We start from the raw sequence: 21,076 nt of genomic DNA, 5'->3' as shown, positions 1-21,076 counted from the left end.
CTGATTACTTTGAGTGTCTAACATGCTGGATAATGTACCCAGCATGCTTTCATTGAATCTATTGAATCTTGCTATGGTGTCACTTCATTAGATACGGGTTGGGCTGTTTCGGGTAAGAACTCTTGATAGATCTCCTCGACCGTTTTCCCTTTTGTTTCTGGTAAGTAACGGTAGCAAATGTAAGCCAGCATTAGGCTAAATATGCCATAGATGAAGAAGGGAAAGCTGCCATTGAAGTGTTCCTGTAACCATGGGCTATCGTTCATCATTGGGAAAGTCTGGGCGACAATGACATTGGTAAACCAGAATAACAAGGTTGATTTCGACACGATACGGTTACGGTGAGAGTTAGGGCAAATCTCTGCGGCTATCACCCAGGGAAGTGGACCACAAGTGGAGCCGAAGACAAACAGGTACGTCATGATGACGGCCAATAACCATATACCCGTATTACTGGTTAATACAGCCAATCCAACCAAAATAATCGTAGCAGCGACAATGAGTGATCCCCAGATCATCATAGGTCGGCGGCCTAATTTATCGGCATTCTTTGCCGCGACAATAGCCGCAGAGAAACAGACGACGCCAATTAACACATTTTGGAAGAAGACATCTCCCCAGAGTGTTGTACCGCCATCACCAGTGCCAATACTGTTGAGTAAAACCGTCGTGTAGTAGATGATAACATTGATACCTGTTGCTTGGCTTAAACACGCTACGGCAATGGCCATCCACAATACTTTTCCAAGCCCCGCTTCATATATGCCTTTCTTCGATGTTGTGGTTCGGCTGATGTCCACTTCTATCTCATTCAAGATGACGGGGGCCTTTTCATCGCCATTTGCTTTGGCAAGGATAGCTTTGGCTTCAGCACTACGTTTTTGCTGTACCAGCCAGCGCGGCGACTCAGGTAAAAAAAATGCGGCAATGGCTAATACTGCTGCAGGGATCAGTTCACCGAAGAACATCCACCGCCAAGCGGTTTCAACTAGCCAGTCCAAACCTCGACCAGAGACAATGACATAGTTAACGAAGTAGGTACAAAGGATTCCGAAGGTGATCATGACTTGGTTAAATGAACCATAGAACCCTCTTTTGTCACTAGGGGAAATCTCTGAGAGGTAAACCGGGACAATCATTGATGATAGTCCCATCCCGAAACCGCCGACGATTCGATAGATAACAAGTTCCGAAAAGGTATCAGGCATGGAGGAGCCAATGGCACTGACTGCAAACAAGATAGCACTCAAGTGAAGAACCTTTTTACGGCCATATTTTTCACTTAGCGATGAAGCGATGCCTGCACCTGCCATACAGCCAATTAAGGCAGAGCTAACTCCCCAACCGACCATAGCAGGGGATAAATCGAAGTAGGCTGAAAAGTATTGTACAGCCCCTGAAATGACGGCGATATCGTAACCAAATAAAAGCCCTCCGACAGAACAGATGAGAGCCACCAGAAATCCATATTGCGATGCACTGAGTTTTTCCATAACTAACGTCTCCAAATGACTGGTATGTCGAGATAAATTGTTATGGATTGAGGTGGCTTGTCGGTAGCCAAATATTTGCAGGAAATGCGCAAATATTAGCAGGTTTCAATTTATGAGAGCGAGTTGTCTAATCATTACTCAGCGTTGGCCTTCAATATCTCGTTGATGGAGGCTTGGACCTTAATATGTATTGCTAGCTCTTCATCGGAAAAGCCGTCCAAAATATTTTGAATAGCGCGATAGTTCTGGACATCAAACTCCCGATGGTAGTTGTATACAATTGTTCCTCGTTGGGTTAGCTCAAACAACTGGTTGAGATTGTTGTCTGGGTGAGGAACTTTAATCAGAAGCTGTTTTTTTATCAGTTTATTGATGGTTTGTGAAATCGCGCTTTTCGACTTTCCCATTAAATTAGCGAGTTCGGTATTGGTGATACTTGGGTTATCACCAATAGCCTCAAGGGTATGGCACTCAACCATGAAAAGAACATCTTCAGTACCGTACTGGCGAGGTTTGCTCTCATAACGATGTATATGGTTGGCACTATCAATCAACTGAGTCAGTAAATGCTGAAACAGTTGTTCTCGTTTACCCTGTGGAGTTTGTCTATTACTCATTGTTCAAAAGTACCTTACACAAAAAACACTCCTCACCAATGTCGTGGCTTGGATCAATAAGATCTATATTATGCCAATAAGGAATTATTTATAAATAATTCGATATTTTGTGGCTAATAGGGGTATGCTAACCTATCTGTTTAGGTGCTTAACAGTTTATAAGATTCGCATCTCAAATTCTATTGTCATACTGCCTACGGAAAACTTTCAATGAAAAATGTGGTTAAAAGTAACGATCATCAAGTAATAATCGACCATGTTGGTATCGTGAACAAGAGGCTATCAATCTCAACCGAAGTGTTTGAGGCTCTGGGCTTTAAATCAGGCAAGGCGTCGAAACTCGATGTTGGCTTGAATGAACTGAACATTTGCCCAACCAATATTCACTATATGTTTGATAACTCGTACATTGAGGTTATAGAAACAACGGGTAAAGACTACCTTTTAGATCTATTGAACTCAGATTGTGCGATGCACATGTCACTCTTGGTTTCAAAGGACATTGCCAAAACGCATGAAAAGTTTTTAGGAAATGGAGTTGAAGTCAGTACGCCAATCACAAACTCAAGTCGTCCAGCTGATCACGGAGAGCTTAAAGGCACAGCAAGGTTTCAGTGGTTCCGGTTTATGAAGCCAATACTCGACAACAATGGCATGGTCGCCGTAATGCAGCACCACACGCCTGAACTCATTTTTCAGGAAAAAAGATACCAGCATGGCAATGGGGTGTATGCGATGGAAGCTATCTACGCCGACATCTCTGTGGCTCAGGCAGAAGAGTTAACCATGTTAAGCCACTATATGGATGGTGAGTTCACAACAGCAAATAGCATTCAGTCACTGCGCGTTGTTGACTGTGAACAGGTAAACCATGCCTTAGACATACAGCTTGATAAAAAGCGCAGCCCTTACGTTGGAGCTGCTTTTCTAACACATGATTTAGCCTTAACTAGGACTTATATTGAAAAGTCAGGATACAGTTTTATTGAGACAGATGATGCTATCTTTGTCGACGCTAGCAAAGAGATGAACTTATTTTTTGAGTTCAAAACAGCTTAAGTCATATATAAGGGATTGCTATGCACTTAGGATTTAAAGAGCTAGTCACTATCGGGCTAGGCCTGATTATCGGTGGTGGGGTAATTACAGTCACGGGCTACGGCATTGGCTATACGGATACCGGGGTTTCACTCGCATACCTTGTAGCTGGTTTAGCATTTATGTTCTCGATGATACCAACACTCATAGTTGGTTTAACCATTCCTCGAACAAGCTTTTCATACACGGTGACCAAAGAATTAATGTCACCTTTCGTTGGAGGTATGTTCCTTTGGATATTCTTTATTGGCCGGATCATAATGGCATTTTTTGGTATTGCATTTGCCAGTTATGTCACCTCGATTTTTCCTAGCCTTAATGCGACATACGTTGCTGTGGCCGCAGTGACGCTCTTCTATGCAATTAATCTGTTTGGTGCTCGCTCAGCGACAAATATTCAGAAAGTGCTAAACATTGTATTGATCTTGGCTCTCGTCTCATTCTCTGTGCTTGGCACCATGAAACTCCAACCCGATGCATTGACCGCTGAACGCCTCTTTCCTAACGGAAGTGATGGATTTATTTCAGCCGTAACACTTTTGATGTTCTCTATGGGAGGTGGACTTGTTTTGCTAGAGTTTGGTGGGATGGTTAAAGAACCACAGAAGGTGTTGTTGAAAGCGATATTAACTGTCACCGCAATTGCTACCATACTCTTTGCGTTTATTGGCCTTGCGGGTTCAGGCGTGTTGCCATACGAAGAAGTTGCCAATAAGCCAATGACCTATGCCGCGAAAACCATTTTTGCAAACGAGGCTGGCGTACTGTTCTTTGTTTTTGCTGGTGCATTAATGGCACTAGCAACCACAATCAACTCATCATATATGTGGTATTGCAACACAATGATTAAAGGGTGCGAGGATGGTTGGTTCCCAACGTTCCTTGCTAAAAAGAATCGGTTCGACACCCCATATGTTTTGCTAACCATTTTTTGGCTTATTGGCATAGTACCTATCATTCTTGGTATGGATATTGGTGTATTGGTTCGAGTCGCAACAGGTCTGGCATTGCTGTTTTTTGCTATCCCTAATTTCGCCTTACTCGGGTTGCCAAATAAGTACCCAGAAGAGTGGCAGCAATCACGTTTCTACATCAAAAGTAAATTTGTATTGGTAACACTGACATTAGTTTGTAATGCAGTATTCATTGGATTGATCTTCAAAAGCTTCGCTAGCTTTAGCTCAACTATCCTAGCAATAATCGCAGCTTCTGTTTTGATTGGGGTAGTTTATGTATATTTTAAAAATAAACAGATGAAGTCGATCGCGCTAGAGCCTGCAACACAAAACTAAGATTAAATGCGTCACTAGAATATGTGCGTTTAAATTGCGTTAAATACTCATTAGAAACTGTCAACAGTGACCATCTAAGCTTGTTTCAGCCAGATTTGGCTGAAACAAGCTTGCCTTATGGAGAACTACATTCAAGCTAGTTACTCTGATTATTAGGCTTTCATTGCTCTTTAGAACCCACTCCTCCTAATACAGCCTCACCCTTTTACATTCGTAAACAATGTAAATTTCATGCCAATGAAAACGATTATCAATTATGTTGTGCAGCATAAGATAGTCACTATACGTTTAATTGACCATGCTATTGAAAAGTAAAGCAGTTCAACTTTGGGCCCGGCGCCTGCATATCTATGTGTCTATGGCGCTGCTGCTGGTTGTGTTGTTTTTTTCGGTAACAGGAATAACGCTCAATCGCCCTGAATTATTTGTAAAGAGTCAGCCGACAGTAGAGTCGTTGACCTTGGCACTGCCGAACTCTTTGATGAACAGTGGCAGTAGGGCTTTTGTTCCGGATGAGCAGGCTTTGCTTGAGTTCCTAGATACCAATGCTGCTATTTCAGGAACGCCTTCAGCGATGGAAGTCTTTACCGAGGTTGAAGATGGCGAATTGCTCGAGGGTGAGATCGCCCTCGATTACAAAGGCCCTGGCTACAACACAACAGTGTTTATTGATTTGCTCAATCAGCAAGCCGAAATCGAAAAAAACCATTACGGCATAGTCGCTGTATTGAATGACCTGCACAAAGGAAGAAACAGTGGTGAGGTCTGGAAGTGGTTTATTGATATTACCGCTTTGTTGATGGTCTTTTTTGTGCTTACCGGTGTATGCCTGCTGCTACCGAAAAAGAAAACATTGAACACTTCAATGAAATGGATGGCTCTTGGCTCGCTGACCACGTTATTTATTTTTATTTTCGCCGTGCCTTAACCGGCAATTTAACAAGGAACACCCATGAATGCTTTTGCTAAATCGCTAGCCAGTTTGACTTTGGCTTTCCCGATTGCATTTACGGCTATCGCCAAACCTATCCCTGAAACGGCAACAATGGAGGTGGAGTTTCAATTACCAAAGATTGATACCGCCATGTACGCCCGGCCATATGTTGCTGTTTGGATTGAAGACAGTAAGCGTAAACCAGTAAGAACAGTCCAGTTGTGGGTTGGTAAAGACGAATGGCTGAAAGATTTGCGCAGCTGGTGGCGTAAGGTTGGTCGTTATGATCGTGAGTTGGTTGATGCTGTTACATCGGCAACTCGGCCTGCCGGAGAATACCGTTTTGTTTGGGATGGATTAGATGATAACGGAAAACGAGTAGAGCAGGGTGAATATACCTTCTATGTCGAAGTCGTTCGTGAGCACGGTGGTCGTAATTATCTGCGAGAGAAAATGACACTGGCTGAAGCCGACTTTACCCAGCACCTCAAGCCGACTGAAGAAACTGGTGATATCCGCATTCAGTATTCAGTGAAATAAAAGATTCAATATAATTCGAGAATTATAAAATGATTAAACGTTCACAATTTAAGGCAGCGACGGTTGCTTGCGTCTTGCTTGCTGGAATGGCAGTCAGTGCGACTGCCAATGCCCACCCGCGTTGGATTCTACCATCCCATTTTACCGTTTCTAAAGAAGGCGGTGATTGGCTTACCTTTGACGTGACCGCGTCACATGGCACGTTTGTGTTCGACAAGCCAGCAGGCAGTGAAACAGGACAGATCGTCATGCCTGATGGTCGAATTCAATATCCGTCTTATGTCACTAAGGGGAAACGCCGCTCTATCTTTGATTTTTACTTCGAAGAAGAGGGCACCCACAAGGTCCGCGTCAATAATGTTCCTTCTTACTACACCCAGTACAAGGCTGGCCGTCGTGATACCGTGAAGTGGGTTAAGGCGCACAAAGCTGAACGCGATCAAGTGCTGCCAAAGAAGTCGCGCGATGTGGTCACTCAATTGAGCTATACACGTGCAGAAACATACGTCACAGTCGGAAAGCCATCAGAGAAAGCATTTGAGCTTGAAGGTAAATACCTTGAACTTGTCCCTCTTACCCATCCTGCCGACATCGTTGAAGGTGAGGAAGTCACCTTTCAGTTTTTCTTCAACGGCGAACCGCAGCAGGGCGTGACGGCGGAAATCACCCGAGAAGGGACACTTTACCGTAACCACCAAGAACAAATCGACGTGGTAAGTGATGAACAAGGGATGGTGAGTTTCGTACCTGAACATGCAGGCCGTTGGTTGCTAAAAGCAAACTACAAAGGCGAGCTTGAAAACAACGCCCTTGCCGATCGTGCCAGTGTCAATGTCCACCTGACGTTTGAGGCTGTACTGCAATAAAAATGGCTTTTGACCTGAACACACTTCAATGAAGCATTCCAAATGGCCTGTATTCCGTGGCGGGCCATTCTTTTCAAGATGAGATAGTAATGAATCAATTTACTAAAAACCTATTGGTAGGTTCGGTATTTGCGGCCGGCGTATTGAACGCAAGCAGTGTATATGCCCATTTTCCCCTGATGAGTTGCTGGCTGGAAGCAGAGAAGGTGGTTTGCCAAGCCGGATACAGTGATGGTAGTGAAGCTGTGGACTATGCGGTTGAGATGTTCGATTACGATGATAATTTAATAGCCCGCTCAATCACTGATAAACGCTCTATCGCTGAATTCGAAATGCCTGAAGACGATTTTTATTTGGTTTTCGACGCTGGACATGAAAGCCCTGTTGAAGTTGATGTTGTCGAGATTGAAGAGAAATGATCACTGAATCGGTAAAAGCAGATGATGGTGGTACGGAAGGTAAATGGGTCGCGCTGGCGATTGCCGTTATCCTGGTGGTAGCCTTTTTTACCTTGCCTTATCACCAAGCGGGGAAGGTGGTAGACAAGATTGAGAGTTATCAGGTTTCAATCAACGATATACCGTCTTCACAATTGGCCATGCTTGCGGAACTTCGTTTAGCACATGAAGAAATCCGCAATGTATTCCAGGATAACCTCGATGCTCTCGACATTACTCAGGCTTCCGAACATGACATGTCTAGTTCGCAGTGGCCTTTGGTCGATGAGCTTGAGTCTCTCTGGCTTCCCCCATTTATCAAGGATAAAAGCTGGCAGCACAAAGGGCGTCACCAGTGGGAAATGGTGGCAGATGGCGTTTACTTGGGTGTGCCGCAGGAGCTAGGCCCAAATCAAGAAAATACTGCCATTGTTCTAATCAGTACTGAGATTGAACCTATTATCTGGTTCAAATCACCGCCAGTTGACATTGCTTATGAAACACCTTCTTCGTTTACCTCTTCTACATTGGCTAAGCTTGGCTGGTCTCAAGTCTTTTTCCCAGACAGTAAACAACGTCACTCACACTAAATAGCAATCCACTGACTATTTGGAAAATAAATGAAAACTACACACCTAACCTTTAAAGGGCTTCTTTGCAGTGCAATGATGCTCGCGCTCTCAACACATGTTTATGCGGCTGAAAAGCTCAATATTGGTATCACGCTGCAACCTTACTATAGCTATGTCAAAGCTGTAGTTGGTGACAAAGCTAACATCGTTCCACTTGTCGATGCCGGTTTTAATCCTCACAACTACCAACCACAGCCTAATGATCTCCGTCGTTTGAAGAAGATTGACATAATCGTGGTCAATGGTATTGGCCATGACGATTTCGCTCTGAAGGTCATTGCCGCTGCAAACCGTGATGATTTGGTCGTTATCGAGGCGAACAAAGATGTTCCTCTGCTGCCAGCCATGGGTCAGTCAGTGGGAGAGGGGGCCGTTAACCCTCATACTTTCGTTGGGCTTTCTACCACTATCCAGAAGGTCTACACCATTGCCAATGAACTATCGAAATTAGATCCGGAGAATGCCCGTTTCTATCGCAGCAATGCCAGAAAGTACTCTCTTGCTTTCCGTAAGTTAAAACATGAGGCCATGGTCGAGCTTGGTGATCTGGACACCAGCGGTATGGTTGTTGCCACAACCCACAATGCCTATGGTTATTTGCTGCAGGAGTTCGGCGTAGATGTTGCAGCAGTCATCGAGCCTGCCCACGGTGTCGAGCCAAGTGCTAGCCAGCTGCAGGAGACTATTGCGAAGATCCGCCAATCAGGTATCGATGTGTTGTTTTATGAACTGAACATGCCTAACCGCTATGTCGACACCATTGAGGAAGCCACCGGTGTTCAGCTTTATCGTTTTTCACACATGACGCATGGTCCGTACGAAGCAGGCAAGGTCGAAAAGGAAATGAAAGAAAACCTCGACACCTTAATCGAAGCGATGCAGTTTGTCGCCAAAAGGAAGGTGAGTTAATGGCCGGCCCGAGTATTTCGCTGAAAAATGTCAACCTGCAGTATGGCGACAACCAAATTCTCCATGAAATCAATCATCAGTTTGAAGCCGGTCAGTGCCATGTTGTGATGGGCCCTAATGGTGGTGGCAAAACGTCTTTATTGCGTTCGATATTGGGGCTGACACCATTTACCGGCAATATTGATATTCACTGGTCAGGTCGCAAAGGGAAAGTCGGCTATGTTCCTCAAAAAGCCGTGTTCGAGTCGAGCTTACCGTTAACTGTGATGGACTTTATTTTACTTAACCAAAGTCGCACGCCGCTGTTTTGGTCTCGTTGGCGGAACCTATCCAAGCAGCGCAGTTTTGCCCTCGAACAGCTTGAGCGCGTCGGTATGGTCGAACGTGCCGAGCGCAGAATGGGGCAGTTGTCAGGCGGTGAGCAACAGCGTGTCCTGTTTGCGCAGGCCTTGCTGGATAACCCTGATCTACTGGTGTTGGACGAACCAACTACCGGCATGGATGAGCAGGGGGTTCGCTACCTTGAGTCCCTAATTATGGAACTTGTCACCGAAGGTAAAACCCTGCTGGCTGTACATCACGATGTCTCTGCGGTTAGACGCCTGCAGGCTAGGGTCCACGTGGTGAACCGCCAGCTTGTTGATAGCGGTTCTGTGCAGGAGGTTTTGACTCCTGAAAAAGTAGAAAGGCTTTTTAATCACTATTCCTGTTCGAATGTTGATGTGATAAAGAAACAAGGTAAAGCAGCATGATGGATTCAATACGCCAATTGGCACTTGCTGGGGTTGAAGCCGGATGGCTGAGCGAGAGCTTTTCGTATGCGTTTTTGGTCAATGCCGTTGTTGCAGCATTGCTAGTAGGCCCTTTGCTTGGTGGTTTAGGAACGTTAGTTATTGCCAAGCGTTTGGCATTCTTTTCAGAAGCTGTAGGCCATGCCGCCCTAACCGGAATTGCGCTGGGTGTGCTGTTGGGTGAACCGCCCGAGAACCCGATTATTGGATTGTTCTGCTTCTGCATGGTGTTTGCACTGATGCTTCATTTTGTCAGAAACCGTACGAATGTACCTTATGATACCTTGGTTGGCGTTTTTTTGGCCTTGGCGCTTGCGGTAGGTGCTGCAATGCTGATGTATGTCGCGCGGAAAATTAACATCCACATGCTTGAAAATGTATTGTTTGGTTCGATCTTAACGGTCACCGATCAAGATATTTTGATTCTGGCACTGAGTTGTTTGTTGATCATCTTAGTCCTCATTCCGACCTTCAACCGAATCCTACTTACTTGCATTAGCCCTGATATAGCAAGGGTGCGTGGTCATGCAACGCACTTTTATGATTACCTGTTTGTCATGATGATCACCTTGGTAACGATTGCGTCAGTGAAGATTATCGGTGCCGTACTTGTTGGCGCGCTATTGCTGATCCCAGGCGCGACTGCCCGCCTGATGACGAAGAACATGGGAGATTTTGTTCTGGTTTCAGCTTTACTGGCAACGGTGAGTTGTTTGGTTGGGACGATTTTGCCAATGGAATTAGAGGTGCCGGTTCCATCAGGCGCTGCGATTATTATTGTCTCGGCTTTCTTCTTCCTGGTAGCGACAAGCTATCGAATTGTACGTAAAAGCTAGTATAGATATGGAATTTGCAATGAATAAAAAGGCGATGAAAGCAATTCGTTTGCTTGGTGTTTGCTCTGTAATGTTCACGGCGACAATCGCGGAGGCAAAAGATATCCTGACCGCGACACCTGTGACATATATGGTTTCGTCCGAGTTGACCAAGGGAACGGGGTTATCCACTCAATATCTGCCGCCAAAGCGTTATGGAATGATGCGTTTGCCCAACTGGTTTACCAGTAAAGGGGCAGAAAGTACGGCTGAGTTAGCAACAGAGGCTACGGCTGTTGTGACTATTGGTGCAGTATGGCCTCAGGATCCTCTTTATGTGCATGCAAGGAGAGGTAACATCAGAATTGTTGAGATTGATGCTTCTCAATCCATTTCACCAAGGGCGCAGGGTGTCGCTGCCCTTCGGTTAGATAACGGTATGATATCGCCATTTACATGGCTAAACCCTTCCAACCTGACTCGTATGGCGGCGATTGTCAGCCAGGACTTGCAGCAGCTATGGCCTGAGCATGCCACCAAGATTGCCGAGAATCAGCAGCAATTAATGGTTAACATCCGTGCATTGACCAATAGGCAACAGGCCAGCTTGTTTGAAGCCGAAGTAGATTCTGTAATTCTGATGTCACAAGAGTTAGAAGATTTTGCTTCAGGAAACCAACTTTTTATAGTTGGGCGTTATACCAAGGCTGAGTTAGACTGGAGTCAGCAAGACAAACAAGATTTGATCGCGACATTGCAAACTGAACCCAACGTTTGGATTTTAACGACTCGGAAATTGAGTAAATCCTTGCTCGAACAATTACCCAATCCTAACAGGGTGATGATCATCGACCCTATCGACAGGTGGGGGAGCAAAGGTATAGATTCATCCGACCCATTATCTCGGTGGGAAATAAAAATATAACGATATTAACGGCCCAAAATTTTTGTTTTGGGCCTACTTAAATAGCCAATAGCCAATAGCCAATAGCCATTCATCTAATTCGTCGGTAAAGGAATAGTCCTCATTAATCTGTCTATCCCGCGATTGGCAGTAAAAAACAATTCTAATTCAACCATGATGCCGGGGTTAGCTTTATACTGAAACTCATGCTGGAAATCGAGTTCAGGGGTAACCGTCATATATAACCAATTGCTATACAGACGATGGGTCCAAGCAACTTCTAACCACGAATTTGTTATGGAGTAATTAGGTGTTGAGTCCGCACTGATACCAATTGAATACCTCAACAAATTATCACTGTTAATCCTATCGAAAATCTCTGCTTGCTGGACGAATTCCCAGTTGTCATCATCATCTAAATATTGAGCGCTTGAGCCCAGCTTTAAAATGGTTGTTGGATCTTCAGGTAATGAAAAATAGAAGTCTAGTTCGGTCAGCGCACCTGGACCTCTGGATTCGAAATAAAATATTTCCTGTTTGATACGGCTAGTCCAAGTATGGCTGAGCTTATCGACACGCCTTAAATCGGCACGTGCAAATGGGTCGAGAGGAAGCTTAATTTTTAAACCTAGGTCAAGGTTAGTTTTCCATTTACCCAATTGTTGCCCCTGCAGGCGAAACCCACCTAAAGCGCCAGATAGACCGTCATCTGAACGGTTACTGATACCACGCTGCTTATCTTCTAGTCGGTCAAAGTCTGAGGGGTCTGTATCGAGAATAATCTTCCAGTTTTTCTCTGTATGGGGAAGATCTATCTTGAGCTTTACACTGGCGTCAGGGTCAAAATACTCCCTGTGGGTATAACGGCCTTTGAGTTTGATTTTAAGGTAGCTGTTATTGAGCATTGGCAGTTCATCATCGTCTTTTGAGATAAAGTGATCGATGGATGAGCTGTAGTCGTGCACTGAGTCAGAGATAAAATCCTGCGTGTCGTCGACCCAATCCACAAAGGTTTCTTCGTCATTAAGGTCAGAATGTATTCTGTCGTAATGAATATCGTAGGCCTCTTCTTTTACTTCACCGGCAAAGAGATAACACGGGGTGAGTAAAATGGCGCAAGAGATAGCCATAAAGGATAGGGGCTTGCGCATGTAATCAAAGAGATTTGAATACTGCCACATCCCATTTCTCCCATAACTACATGATGAATATGAACTTATTTATATAGCTAAGTATAGACTGCGGAGTAATTGATTACAGACTATGAGTGTTGATTTATTAAAATGAGATCTAATTCTAAAAAATAAAAACAAAATAACCTGTAGGTTATATATGTAGGCTGTTCGATTGAGCTGAAATTTATATAAAACATAAGTTTAGTATAGAGAATATTTTGTTACACATGATTTTCCTATTAATGAATAAATTAAACATCTTCAGCTACACTTTAGGTGTCTAGATTGATTAACACCTCTGGCTAATAATTTGGAGAAGCTGATGGATAGTGTCGATGTTGAAGGGATCAAAAGGGATGTGTCACATAAAGTTGTTGATATCTTTGAATCATTTGAGGAGGACAATAACCGCTTACCCACAATGGAAGAGTTCAGGCAGCTATTTAACAATGAAGCAGATCAGTACATTGGCCCTAGTGAAACGTTGAGGGTTAAGCCTGGCAGCGTGTTGCATGACAAGTTACAGGAGCGGGAGCAAAAGCTCTGGCGAGCGGTTAACGAACTCGAAGCAGAACAACGATTTCTTCGCTCTGAAACTTATTAGCAAAGTGAGTTGGCTCTAAAGGGTAGGAATGTTGCTTATGGTGAGTTAGTGGTAATTATCTTTTCACGGGTAGTTACCACTTTTTTTCTTTATTACTGCAGCTTTTTCGCTCGTAAAGCCTGTGAGACATTTGAGCGAGGGCTAATGTTCAGTGCATCGCTAATCATCCAGCCCGCTTGTGCTATTTTTTCTAGTTCTAAGCCAGTTTCAATTCCGAGTTGCTGGCAAAGATAGACAACATCCTCTGTTGCAACATTACCACTAGCGCCTAGTGCGTAAGGACATCCTCCCAAGCCTGCAACGCTGGCATCGACAGTGCTAATTCCCATCGACAGGGCTTGATAGATATTAGGCAGGGCTTGGCCCCAAGTATTATGAAAGTGAACCGCTATTCGGTTGTTGGGGATATGGTTCTGAATTGTCTCTATAAGCTTGGCTACTTTTAGGGGGGTGCCTGTGCCGATAGTATCGCCCAATGACACTTCATAGCAGCCCATATCAATAAGTGTCCTCGCGACCTCCAAAACCTGAGTTGTATCGGTTGGACCATCATAAGGACAATCTATAACGCAGGATAAGTAGCCTCTCACGGGTATATTATGGAGTTGCGCTAAAGCCATAACGGGTTCAAAACGTTTGAGGCTTTCTGTGATTGAACAATTGATGTTGTGCTGGCTAAATCCTTCTGATGCTGAACCAAAAATGGCAACTTCATCGGCCTGAGCACTCAGGGCCATTTCGAATCCTTGAATATTGGGGGTGAGTGCCGAGTAGGTAATATTATCTTGCCGTGCTATGGCTCGCATGACATTCAGAGAATCTGCCATTTGCGGTACTCGCTTGGCTGAGACAAACGAACCCGCTTCTATGTGTTTAAGCCCTGACAGGGAAAGTAAGTTGATGAAGTCCACTTTGGTCTGTGTCGGTAAGGAGGACTCGTTTTGCAGACCATCACGAGCACCCACTTCAAAGAGAGTAACTCTATCTGGAAAGTCGCTTGAACAATCGGGCCGTCTAATCATGAGGGGGTATCCAGTTAGGCTTACGCTTTTGCAAAAAAGCCGATAATCCTTCTTGCCCTTCAGGCGAGACTCTCAGTTCAGCAATAATCTTAGAAGTCTGTTGTCTCAGAGATTCATCCAAGAAAGTAGATTCACAAAGGTGACAAAGCGCCTTAGCTTCCCTGACGGCGTTGGGACTATTTCGAGAAATTTGTTTGAGGAGTGCCTCTAGGCATGGGTTTAATGCCTGAGGTGTCAAAACGAGTTTATGGACAATATTTAGCTCTTTTGCTTGATAAGCACTAATGAGCTCTGCCGTTAGCATGTAACGTCTTGCATGCCGCTGGCCCATTGCACGACACACATAAGGACCAATTGTCGCGGGTACTAAGCCAAGTTTTACTTCACTAAGACAAAACGTTGTCTCTTTGCTGGCAATAGCGATATCACAACAACATATCAATCCAAGAGCGCCGCCAAACGCAGCTCCCTGTACTAAGGCAATGGTGGGTATGGGTAATGTATCTAATTGGTGTAATAGCTCGGCAAGGTTTTCTGCATCTTTGATGTTTTCTTCCATGCTGAATTCGGCAAGAGACTGCATCCAGTTGAGATCAGCTCCTGCACTAAAGTGTGTCCCGTTGGCTCGTAAGACAAGTGCTCTGGCATCTTTGTCTTGTTTTAACTGGTTGAGAAGCGTTAACAAATGCTCAATGATATGGCTGTCGAAGGCATTTTTCTTTTCAGGCCGATTTAAGGTAATAGTCGCGATACCGTTTTCATCAATATGAAACAGTAAATCTTGCTGTTGGGTGGTGGGACTAGTGCTTGAGCTATTACTGATAATTTGATTCATAAACTTGCCTCGCACTTCATTTATAGCCCTACATTCTGAAGATACCAAAAGTACTTTCACCTATCGGTGCTCTTTGGCTTGCATGCAATGCCATACCGACAACATGACGTGTGTCTCTCGGGTCAATAATGCCATCATCCCAAAGTCTGGCACTGGCATAATAGGGAGAGCCTTGCTGTTCATAGAGATCGCGAATAGGCTGCTTGAATGCTTCCTCTTCTTTGCGAGTCCAATGCTCACCTTGTCGTTGTTTGTTATCCCGGTTAACTTGCGCTAATACGCCTGCCGCTTGTTCTCCGCCCATTACCGATATTCGCGCATTTGGCCACATCCACATCATAGTCGGGCTATACGCCCGGCCGCACATGCCATAGTTGCCCGCACCATAAGAACCACCAATAATGACGGTGAATTTAGGGACATCAGCACATGCAACCGCCATAACCATCTTGGCACCGTGCTTGGCTATTCCTTCGGACTCACATTTCTTGCCCACCATAAATCCGGTGATGTTTTGCAAAAATAACAGTGGGACCTTTCGCTTGCAGCATAACCCGATGAAATGCGCCCCTTTCTGGGCGGACTCTGAGAACAGGATACCGTTATTGGCTACGATCCCGACTTTCTGACCGTAGATGCTGGCAAACCCACAGACCAAAGTTGTTCCATACAGGGCCTTGAATTCATCGAAAGCTGAGTCATCGACAACTCGGGCGATAACCTCTCTGATGTTAAATGGCGTGCGTAAATCAGTGCCGACGATCCCGAACATTTCGTCTGCGGGATAACGGGGAGCGGGTGCCGTCTGATCTAATACAGAAAATGATGAAAGGGCACAGCTTTCAATGGCTTGTCTTGCCAGTTCTAGTGCATGTTGTTCATCATTGGCAAAGTAATCGGCAACACCTGATGTCTTGCAGTGTACATAAGCCCCACCGAGCTCCTCGGCGGTAACGACTTCTCCCGTGGCCGCTTTGACCAGTGGTGGGCCGGCAAGGAAAATAGTGCCTTGTTCTTTGATGATGATAGAGACATCGGCCATTGCAGGGACATAAGCCCCGCCTGCAGTACAGGAGCCCATCACTACCGCTATTTGTGGAATGCCTTTCGCGGACATTCTGGCTTGGTTATAGAAGATACGACCAAAATGGTCACGGTCGGGGAAGACATCGGCTTGGTGGGGAAGGTTAGCCCCGCCAGAGTCGACAAGGTAGATGCAAGGTAGGTGGCAGCGTTCGGCTATCTCTTGGGCTCGGAGGTGTTTCTTTACTGTCAGTGGGTAGTAAGTTCCTCCTTTTACCGAAGGATCATTGGCGACCACCATGCATTCAATACCTTCAATGCGTCCGATGCCAGCGACAACGCCCGCACAGGGAATAGGTTCAGAATAGACATCCCATGCTGCAAATTGACCGACTTCCAGAAACTCACTGTTGGCATCCAGCAGTGATTTAATCCGAGACCTTACGGGCTGTTTGCCTTTTTCTTGTTGTTTTTTATGTGCGTTGGCACCCCCGCCAAGTTTTATGGCTTCAATGTTTGTCTGCAGTTTATCGACAACTTCGGCCATGTTTTTGTAGTTGTTAGCGAAAAAAGTATCGTCTCGATTGACTGTCGACTTAATTATTGCCATTTCCTTTCCTTATTTGGATTCCTCAAAAAGCTCACGTCCAATCAGCATTCTGCGTATCTCTGATGTACCGGCCCCGATTTCGTAGAGCTTGGCATCACGCAGCAGGCGGCCTGCTGGAAACTCATTGATGTAGCCGTTTCCGCCGAGTAATTGAATAGTGTCTAACGCAAGTTGGGTGGCCAATTCAGCCGCATACAAAATGACACCGGCAGCATCTTTGCGGGTCGCTTCACCGCGATCACAAGCTTTAGCAACGGTATAGACATAGGCGCGAGCAGCATTGGTGCGGGTATACATGTCTGCGACTTTGGCTTGGACTAACTGGAACTCACCGATCGAACGGCCAAATTGCTTTCTGTCGTGTACATAAGGCAGAACAAGGTCCATACAGGCTCGCATAATTCCAAGCGGACCGGCAGCGAGCACGACTCGCTCGTAATCCAACCCACTCATTAGGACTTGCACACCTTTGTTGATTTCGCCGAGTAAGTTTGCTTCCGGGACAATGCAGTCATTGAAAACTAACTCACAGGTGTTGGAGCCCCGCATACCGAGTTTGTCGAGCTTTTGGGCATGGCTGAATCCTGGGAGTTGTTTCTCTATGATAAAGGCCGAAATACCGTGTGAACCTTTATCAGGTTCGGTTTTGGCATAGACAACAACCGTATCGGCATCGGGACCATTGGTGATCCACATTTTGCTACCGTTAAGAACGAAATGACCATCTTTGTACTCAGCCCGAAGCTGCATACTCACCACATCCGAGCCTGCATTAGGTTCGCTCATTGCAAGCGCGCCGATATGCTCACCACTGATTAGTTTTGGCAGGTACTTGTTTTTTTGCTCGCCGGTACCATGACGGAATATCTGGTTGACGCAAAGATTGGAGTGGGCGCCATAGCTAAGCCCGACAGAAGCTGAGGCGCGGCTGATTTCTTCCATCGCAATAACATGGGCAAGGTAACCCATATCAGCGCCACCATATTCCTCACTCACGGTAACACCCAGCAAACCCATTTCACCCATTAACGGCCAGAGGTGATTGGGAAACTGATTGTCTTTATCTATATCCGTGGCAAGAGGGAGAATAGCGTGTTCTGCAAAGCCATTAACTTGCTCACGGAGCATGTCAATGGTCTCACCTAGGCCATAATTTAAAGGGGTGAAGCTATCTTTCATAAGCGCTCCAGTTATTGAGTCTTGGCTCGTATTACTTGCCTGTGGATTGGGACTTTAATGCTTGGTGGCATCTGTCTTTGGCAATTTGCAATTCGGTCATCACGACATTGATATCTTCGAGTTGTCGTTGGAGGGCAGCTTGTTTGGTATCAATGATAATAAGCATTTTGTTGAGCTGTGATGAGCTTTGATTGGTATCGTATAAATCAAACAGCTCCCTTATTTCTGCTAAGGAAAACCCCAATCTTTTGCCGCGCAAAATGAGCTTGAGCCGTATTTTGTCTCGGCGTTGGTAAACCCGTGTACTGCCTTGTCGTTGGGGTTGAAGTAATCCCACATCTTCATAGAAACGGATGCTTCTGGTGGTGATGTCAAATTCTCTGGCTAACTCGCTTATTTTGAACGTTTCCACCTTGCTTTGCCCCCAATGTTAGGTAATGGCTTCACAGCTGCAATGTGTATTAGATTTGTTTCTTAACGTTTACGTAAATGTTAGTGCTATGCTTACGTAAACGTCAAGAAATCGCCTGCAGAGATAAAGCACACCAAGAGGGCTTTGTTATGAGTAAGGAAGTGTGGGTCATCGCCGCAAACCGTACACCGATTGGTAGTTTTCAAGGAGAGCTATCGTCACTAAGTGCTTCCGAGCTGGGTAGTGTCGCCATTAAAGGCGCATTACAGCATTCCGGTCTTTCGGCAGAAATGATTGATGAAGTATTAATGGGTCATGTGTTGCTCGCCGGTTGTGGTCAGGCACCAGCAAGACAAGCAGCGATAAAAGCGGGTATCCCCGAAAATATCGGCTGTACCACCATCAACAAGGTGTGTGGCTCTGGAATGAAAAGCGTGATGTTGGCCCATGATGCAATTTTGGTTGGGACCAATCAAACCGTTGTAGCGGGTGGTATGGAGAGTATGAGCAATGCCCCATACCTACAAAGCAAAATCCGCTCAGGTTTGCGTTTGGGCCACAGTACCTTGCACGATCATATGTTCCTCGATGGTTTGCAAGATGCCTATGAAGGGGATTTGATGGGGGTCTACGCCCAGAAAATTGCCGATGAGCGTCATTACACCCGCCAGAGTATGGACAAATGGGCGGTTAAATCTGTTGAGAGAGCTTTGATTGCCCAAGAGCAAGGATGGTTTGAAAGTGAAATCATCCCTGTAAAGGTAGAGAACCCGAGGGGGGATGTCGTTGTTAGCCGTGACGAACATCCGAACGAAATTAACCTGACCAAGCTACCAGTATTACGCCCAGCCTTTGCTGAAGGAGGGACTGTCACTGCGGGAAACTCCAGCTCTATTTCCGATGGTGCTGCCGCACTTATCCTGATGGATGGCGACCTTGCAAGGCAACAAGGGCATAAGCCTTTAGCTGTCATTACGGCCCATGCCAGCCATGCCCGTACGCCATCTGAATTTACAATCGCACCTGTGTACGCCATCCGCCAGTTACTGGATAAATTAACATGGTCGCCAGATCAAGTTGATAGCTGGGAATTAAATGAAGCCTTTGCGGTTGTGACTCAAATCGCCACCAAAGAATTAGGCATTGACCCCGAGCGTGTCAACCCTGATGGCGGAGCATGTGCATTAGGGCATCCTATTGGTGCGAGCGGGGCAAGAATTATCGTTACTTTAATCCACCGTTTGAACCGCTTGCACAAGAGTATTGGGCGACCGGTACGAGGGATTGCTTCGTGCTGTATTGGTGGCGGAGAGGCGACGGCTATTGCGATTGAGGTTGGTAATACTCAATAAGTGAGGAGCAGATATGAGCGATGCAAATCTAATTTCTCCTGTTCCGCTGTATATCAACGGAGAATTCATCAATTCGTCTTCCAGCCTATGGATAGAGGTGACGGATCCTGCGACAAATGACGTGATCGCCAATGTCCCGTGTTCTACTGAGCCTGAACTAGAGTCAGCGATTGCTAGTGCAGGTGAAACCTTCGAACAATGGAAAGAAGTGCCGGTTCCTGAACGTGCCCGATTAATGTTGTCATATCAACAGCTATTGAAAGACCACCATGATGAGTTAGCGAGGCTTCTTTCTAGCGAAACCGGTAAAAATTTTGCTGATGCCAAGGGGGATGTCTGGCGAGGCATTGAGGTGGTTGAACAAGCAGCCAATATTGCCAGTTTGATGATGGGAGAAACGGTTGAAAATGTGGCTAGTGATATAGACAGCTATTCACTGATTCAACCTCTTGGGGTGTGCTGCGGCATAACCCCGTTTAATTTTCCTGCCATGATCCCGCTATGGATGTTTCCAATGGCGATTGCGGCGGGTAACACCTTTGTTCTAAAACCCTCCGAGCAAGTCCCATTAACAGCAATAAGACTCGCAGAATTGTTTGAGCAAGCAGGCGCGCCTAAAGGGGTACTGCAAATTGTTCATGGCAGCAAAGAGCAAGTGGATTATCTGCTGGCACATCCAGATATTCGCACTATTTCGTTTGTTGGCTCGGTGCCTGTGGCAAAGCATATCTATCAAACTGGGACGCATCATCTCAAACGGGTTCAAGCTTTTGCTGGCGCGAAAAACCATATGGTGGTCATGCCGGATGCCAATATGGAACAGGTCGTTAACCATCTCGTTGGTTCTTCGGTGGGGGCTGCAGGACAGCGCTGTATGGCAATATCTGTCGCTGTGCTGGTGGGCAATGCCATTGATGTTATCCCAGATCTTAAAGCAGCGATGCGAAAAGTGAAGCCCGGCCCATCCAATGACAATCAGGCAGCGTATGGTCCGTTGATCAGCCCAGCGGCTAAAAAGCGCGTGATCAATCTTATTGAGCAAGGCAAGCAGCAAGGTGCCACCTGTGAAGTTGATGGTTCTCACTGTCAGGTTGAAGGATACCCAGACGGTAACTGGTTAGGGCCAACCTTGTTTAGTGGTGTGTCGACAGAGATGGCGATTTATCAGCAGGAGATTTTCGGGCCTGTTCTGGTTTGCATTTCAGTGGCAACCCTTGATGAGGCCATTAACCTGATTAACAACAACCCCTATGGTAACGGCACCTCTATATTTACAGCCTGTGGAGCGGCAGCGAGGAAATTCCAACATCGTATCCAAGTGGGTCAAGTCGGAATCAACGTGCCTATTCCTGTACCACTTCCTTTCTTTTCATTTACAGGATGGCGAGGCAGTTTTTATGGTGATTTGCACGCTTACGGCAAACAAGCAGTAAGGTTTTATACCGAAACAAAAACAGTCACAGCCCGATGGTTTGATGAAGATATTCCGGACGGGCCAAATATGACCATACACCTTCGCTAAGCCTTTAATAAGGA

Annotated in this window: 22 protein-coding genes; 14 read left to right on the top strand and 8 right to left on the bottom strand. The window is 45.6% G+C overall.

Annotation, left to right across the window (positions count from 1 at the left end; genetic code table 11):
* Positions 1–71: 71 nt before the first annotated feature.
* Positions 72–1,508, bottom strand: coding sequence for a sugar porter family MFS transporter (locus BIZ37_RS08920; RefSeq protein ID WP_255526711.1), 1,437 nt, complete (start codon positions 1,506–1,508; stop codon positions 72–74).
* A gap of 119 nt (positions 1,509–1,627) precedes the next feature.
* Positions 1,628–2,110 carry a MarR family winged helix-turn-helix transcriptional regulator gene (locus BIZ37_RS08915; RefSeq protein ID WP_187461191.1) on the bottom strand — a complete coding sequence of 161 codons (483 nt, stop codon included), beginning with the start codon at positions 2,108–2,110 and terminating at the stop codon, positions 1,628–1,630.
* A gap of 210 nt (positions 2,111–2,320) precedes the next feature.
* Between BIZ37_RS08915 and BIZ37_RS08910 the strand changes: the two genes are divergently transcribed.
* The 11 genes from BIZ37_RS08910 (at position 2,321) to BIZ37_RS08860 (ending at position 11,349) form a co-directional block, all read left to right on the top strand.
* Positions 2,321–3,169, top strand: coding sequence for a VOC family protein (locus BIZ37_RS08910; RefSeq protein WP_187461190.1), 849 nt, complete (start codon positions 2,321–2,323; stop codon positions 3,167–3,169).
* Between the two features lie 20 nt (positions 3,170–3,189).
* Positions 3,190–4,500 (top strand): APC family permease, encoded by a 1,311-nt coding sequence (locus tag BIZ37_RS08905; RefSeq protein WP_187461189.1) that lies wholly within the window; start codon positions 3,190–3,192, stop codon positions 4,498–4,500.
* A 298-nt stretch (positions 4,501–4,798) separates the two neighbouring features.
* Positions 4,799–5,428, top strand: coding sequence for a PepSY-associated TM helix domain-containing protein (locus tag BIZ37_RS08900; protein WP_187461188.1), 630 nt, complete (start codon positions 4,799–4,801; stop codon positions 5,426–5,428).
* 24 nt (positions 5,429–5,452) lie between these two features.
* The gene (locus BIZ37_RS08895; RefSeq protein ID WP_187461187.1) at positions 5,453–5,974 is read left to right on the top strand and encodes a DUF2271 domain-containing protein; all 522 of its coding nucleotides are present in this window, start codon (positions 5,453–5,455) and stop codon (positions 5,972–5,974) included.
* A 29-nt stretch (positions 5,975–6,003) separates the two neighbouring features.
* Positions 6,004–6,840: a DUF4198 domain-containing protein gene (locus tag BIZ37_RS08890; protein ID WP_187461186.1), complete on the top strand. Its 837-nt coding sequence runs from the start codon at positions 6,004–6,006 to the stop codon at positions 6,838–6,840.
* Positions 6,841–6,929: 89 nt separating this feature from the next.
* A complete protein-coding gene (locus BIZ37_RS08885; protein WP_187461185.1) occupies positions 6,930–7,259 on the top strand; it encodes a hypothetical protein in 330 nt (109 codons plus the stop codon).
* Positions 7,256–7,867, top strand: coding sequence for a hypothetical protein (locus tag BIZ37_RS08880; protein ID WP_187461184.1), 612 nt, complete (start codon positions 7,256–7,258; stop codon positions 7,865–7,867). The genes BIZ37_RS08885 and BIZ37_RS08880 overlap by 4 nt, the downstream gene beginning before the upstream one ends.
* A gap of 75 nt (positions 7,868–7,942) precedes the next feature.
* Positions 7,943–8,818, top strand: coding sequence for a metal ABC transporter solute-binding protein, Zn/Mn family (locus BIZ37_RS08875; RefSeq protein ID WP_255526712.1), 876 nt, complete (start codon positions 7,943–7,945; stop codon positions 8,816–8,818).
* Complete coding sequence (locus BIZ37_RS08870; protein WP_187461182.1) at positions 8,818–9,570, top strand: metal ABC transporter ATP-binding protein; 753 nt, start codon at positions 8,818–8,820, stop codon at positions 9,568–9,570. The genes BIZ37_RS08875 and BIZ37_RS08870 overlap by 1 nt, the downstream gene beginning before the upstream one ends.
* On the top strand, positions 9,570–10,445 hold the full coding sequence (locus BIZ37_RS08865) for a metal ABC transporter permease (RefSeq protein ID WP_187461201.1): 876 nt from the start codon (positions 9,570–9,572) through the stop codon (positions 10,443–10,445). The genes BIZ37_RS08870 and BIZ37_RS08865 overlap by 1 nt, the downstream gene beginning before the upstream one ends.
* 19 nt (positions 10,446–10,464) lie before the next feature.
* On the top strand, positions 10,465–11,349 hold the full coding sequence (locus BIZ37_RS08860) for a metal ABC transporter solute-binding protein, Zn/Mn family (RefSeq protein ID WP_255526710.1): 885 nt from the start codon (positions 10,465–10,467) through the stop codon (positions 11,347–11,349).
* A 74-nt stretch (positions 11,350–11,423) separates the two neighbouring features.
* On the opposite strand, the gene BIZ37_RS08855 is transcribed toward BIZ37_RS08860, so the two are convergent.
* Positions 11,424–12,509: a hypothetical protein gene (locus BIZ37_RS08855; protein ID WP_187461181.1), complete on the bottom strand. Its 1,086-nt coding sequence runs from the start codon at positions 12,507–12,509 to the stop codon at positions 11,424–11,426.
* 316 nt (positions 12,510–12,825) lie between these two features.
* Between BIZ37_RS08855 and BIZ37_RS08850 the strand changes: the two genes are divergently transcribed.
* Positions 12,826–13,107 carry a hypothetical protein gene (locus BIZ37_RS08850; RefSeq protein ID WP_107296531.1) on the top strand — a complete coding sequence of 94 codons (282 nt, stop codon included), beginning with the start codon at positions 12,826–12,828 and terminating at the stop codon, positions 13,105–13,107.
* A 92-nt stretch (positions 13,108–13,199) separates the two neighbouring features.
* Here the strand turns inward: BIZ37_RS08850 and BIZ37_RS08845 are convergent, their stop codons facing one another.
* Genes BIZ37_RS08845 through BIZ37_RS08825 form a run of 5 tightly spaced genes read right to left on the bottom strand, consistent with a single transcriptional unit; the run spans position 13,200 to position 18,188 of the window.
* A complete protein-coding gene (locus tag BIZ37_RS08845; RefSeq protein WP_187461180.1) occupies positions 13,200–14,129 on the bottom strand; it encodes a hydroxymethylglutaryl-CoA lyase in 930 nt (309 codons plus the stop codon).
* Complete coding sequence (locus BIZ37_RS08840) at positions 14,122–14,955, bottom strand: enoyl-CoA hydratase-related protein (RefSeq protein WP_370577322.1); 834 nt, start codon at positions 14,953–14,955, stop codon at positions 14,122–14,124. Before BIZ37_RS08840 ends, BIZ37_RS08845 begins: the two co-directional genes overlap by 8 nt.
* 37 nt (positions 14,956–14,992) lie before the next feature.
* Positions 14,993–16,597, bottom strand: coding sequence for a carboxyl transferase domain-containing protein (locus BIZ37_RS08835; RefSeq protein ID WP_187461178.1), 1,605 nt, complete (start codon positions 16,595–16,597; stop codon positions 14,993–14,995).
* Between the two features lie 9 nt (positions 16,598–16,606).
* On the bottom strand, positions 16,607–17,776 hold the full coding sequence (locus BIZ37_RS08830; protein ID WP_187461177.1) for an isovaleryl-CoA dehydrogenase: 1,170 nt from the start codon (positions 17,774–17,776) through the stop codon (positions 16,607–16,609).
* 31 nt (positions 17,777–17,807) lie between these two features.
* Positions 17,808–18,188, bottom strand: a complete 381-nt coding sequence (locus BIZ37_RS08825; protein WP_107296536.1) for a MerR family DNA-binding transcriptional regulator — start codon at positions 18,186–18,188, stop codon at positions 17,808–17,810.
* 149 nt (positions 18,189–18,337) lie between these two features.
* On the opposite strand from BIZ37_RS08825, the gene BIZ37_RS08820 reads away from it, so the two are divergent.
* Together BIZ37_RS08820 and BIZ37_RS08815 are read left to right on the top strand one after the other, a co-directional pair.
* Positions 18,338–19,540 (top strand): thiolase family protein, encoded by a 1,203-nt coding sequence (locus tag BIZ37_RS08820; protein WP_187461176.1) that lies wholly within the window; start codon positions 18,338–18,340, stop codon positions 19,538–19,540.
* Positions 19,541–19,553: 13 nt separating this feature from the next.
* Positions 19,554–21,062, top strand: a complete 1,509-nt coding sequence (locus BIZ37_RS08815; protein WP_187461175.1) for a CoA-acylating methylmalonate-semialdehyde dehydrogenase — start codon at positions 19,554–19,556, stop codon at positions 21,060–21,062.
* Positions 21,063–21,076 lie beyond the last annotated feature (14 nt).

It is taken from the genome of Photobacterium sp. BZF1 (assembly GCF_014349205.1).
Classification (GTDB): Bacteria; Pseudomonadota; Gammaproteobacteria; order Enterobacterales; family Vibrionaceae; genus Photobacterium.
Note: the sequence above shows the minus strand (reverse complement) of the source record. Positions and strands in the feature narration are given on the sequence as shown.

Coding starts and splice junctions, on each gene's coding strand:
- BIZ37_RS08915 (WP_187461191.1), bottom strand. CDS start 2,110: ATGAGTAATAGACAAACTCCACAGGGTAAACGAGAACAACTGTTTCAG.
- BIZ37_RS08910 (WP_187461190.1), top strand. CDS start 2,321: ATGAAAAATGTGGTTAAAAGTAACGATCATCAAGTAATAATCGACCAT.
- BIZ37_RS08905 (WP_187461189.1), top strand. CDS start 3,190: ATGCACTTAGGATTTAAAGAGCTAGTCACTATCGGGCTAGGCCTGATT.
- BIZ37_RS08900 (WP_187461188.1), top strand. CDS start 4,799: ATGCTATTGAAAAGTAAAGCAGTTCAACTTTGGGCCCGGCGCCTGCAT.
- BIZ37_RS08895 (WP_187461187.1), top strand. CDS start 5,453: ATGAATGCTTTTGCTAAATCGCTAGCCAGTTTGACTTTGGCTTTCCCG.
- BIZ37_RS08890 (WP_187461186.1), top strand. CDS start 6,004: ATGATTAAACGTTCACAATTTAAGGCAGCGACGGTTGCTTGCGTCTTG.
- BIZ37_RS08885 (WP_187461185.1), top strand. CDS start 6,930: ATGAATCAATTTACTAAAAACCTATTGGTAGGTTCGGTATTTGCGGCC.
- BIZ37_RS08880 (WP_187461184.1), top strand. CDS start 7,256: ATGATCACTGAATCGGTAAAAGCAGATGATGGTGGTACGGAAGGTAAA.
- BIZ37_RS08875 (WP_255526712.1), top strand. CDS start 7,943: ATGATGCTCGCGCTCTCAACACATGTTTATGCGGCTGAAAAGCTCAAT.
- BIZ37_RS08870 (WP_187461182.1), top strand. CDS start 8,818: ATGGCCGGCCCGAGTATTTCGCTGAAAAATGTCAACCTGCAGTATGGC.
- BIZ37_RS08865 (WP_187461201.1), top strand. CDS start 9,570: ATGGATTCAATACGCCAATTGGCACTTGCTGGGGTTGAAGCCGGATGG.
- BIZ37_RS08860 (WP_255526710.1), top strand. CDS start 10,465: ATGAATAAAAAGGCGATGAAAGCAATTCGTTTGCTTGGTGTTTGCTCT.
- BIZ37_RS08855 (WP_187461181.1), bottom strand. CDS start 12,509: ATGTGGCAGTATTCAAATCTCTTTGATTACATGCGCAAGCCCCTATCC.
- BIZ37_RS08850 (WP_107296531.1), top strand. CDS start 12,826: ATGGATAGTGTCGATGTTGAAGGGATCAAAAGGGATGTGTCACATAAA.
- BIZ37_RS08845 (WP_187461180.1), bottom strand. CDS start 14,129: ATGATTAGACGGCCCGATTGTTCAAGCGACTTTCCAGATAGAGTTACT.
- BIZ37_RS08835 (WP_187461178.1), bottom strand. CDS start 16,597: ATGGCAATAATTAAGTCGACAGTCAATCGAGACGATACTTTTTTCGCT.
- BIZ37_RS08830 (WP_187461177.1), bottom strand. CDS start 17,776: ATGAAAGATAGCTTCACCCCTTTAAATTATGGCCTAGGTGAGACCATT.
- BIZ37_RS08820 (WP_187461176.1), top strand. CDS start 18,338: ATGAGTAAGGAAGTGTGGGTCATCGCCGCAAACCGTACACCGATTGGT.
- BIZ37_RS08815 (WP_187461175.1), top strand. CDS start 19,554: ATGAGCGATGCAAATCTAATTTCTCCTGTTCCGCTGTATATCAACGGA.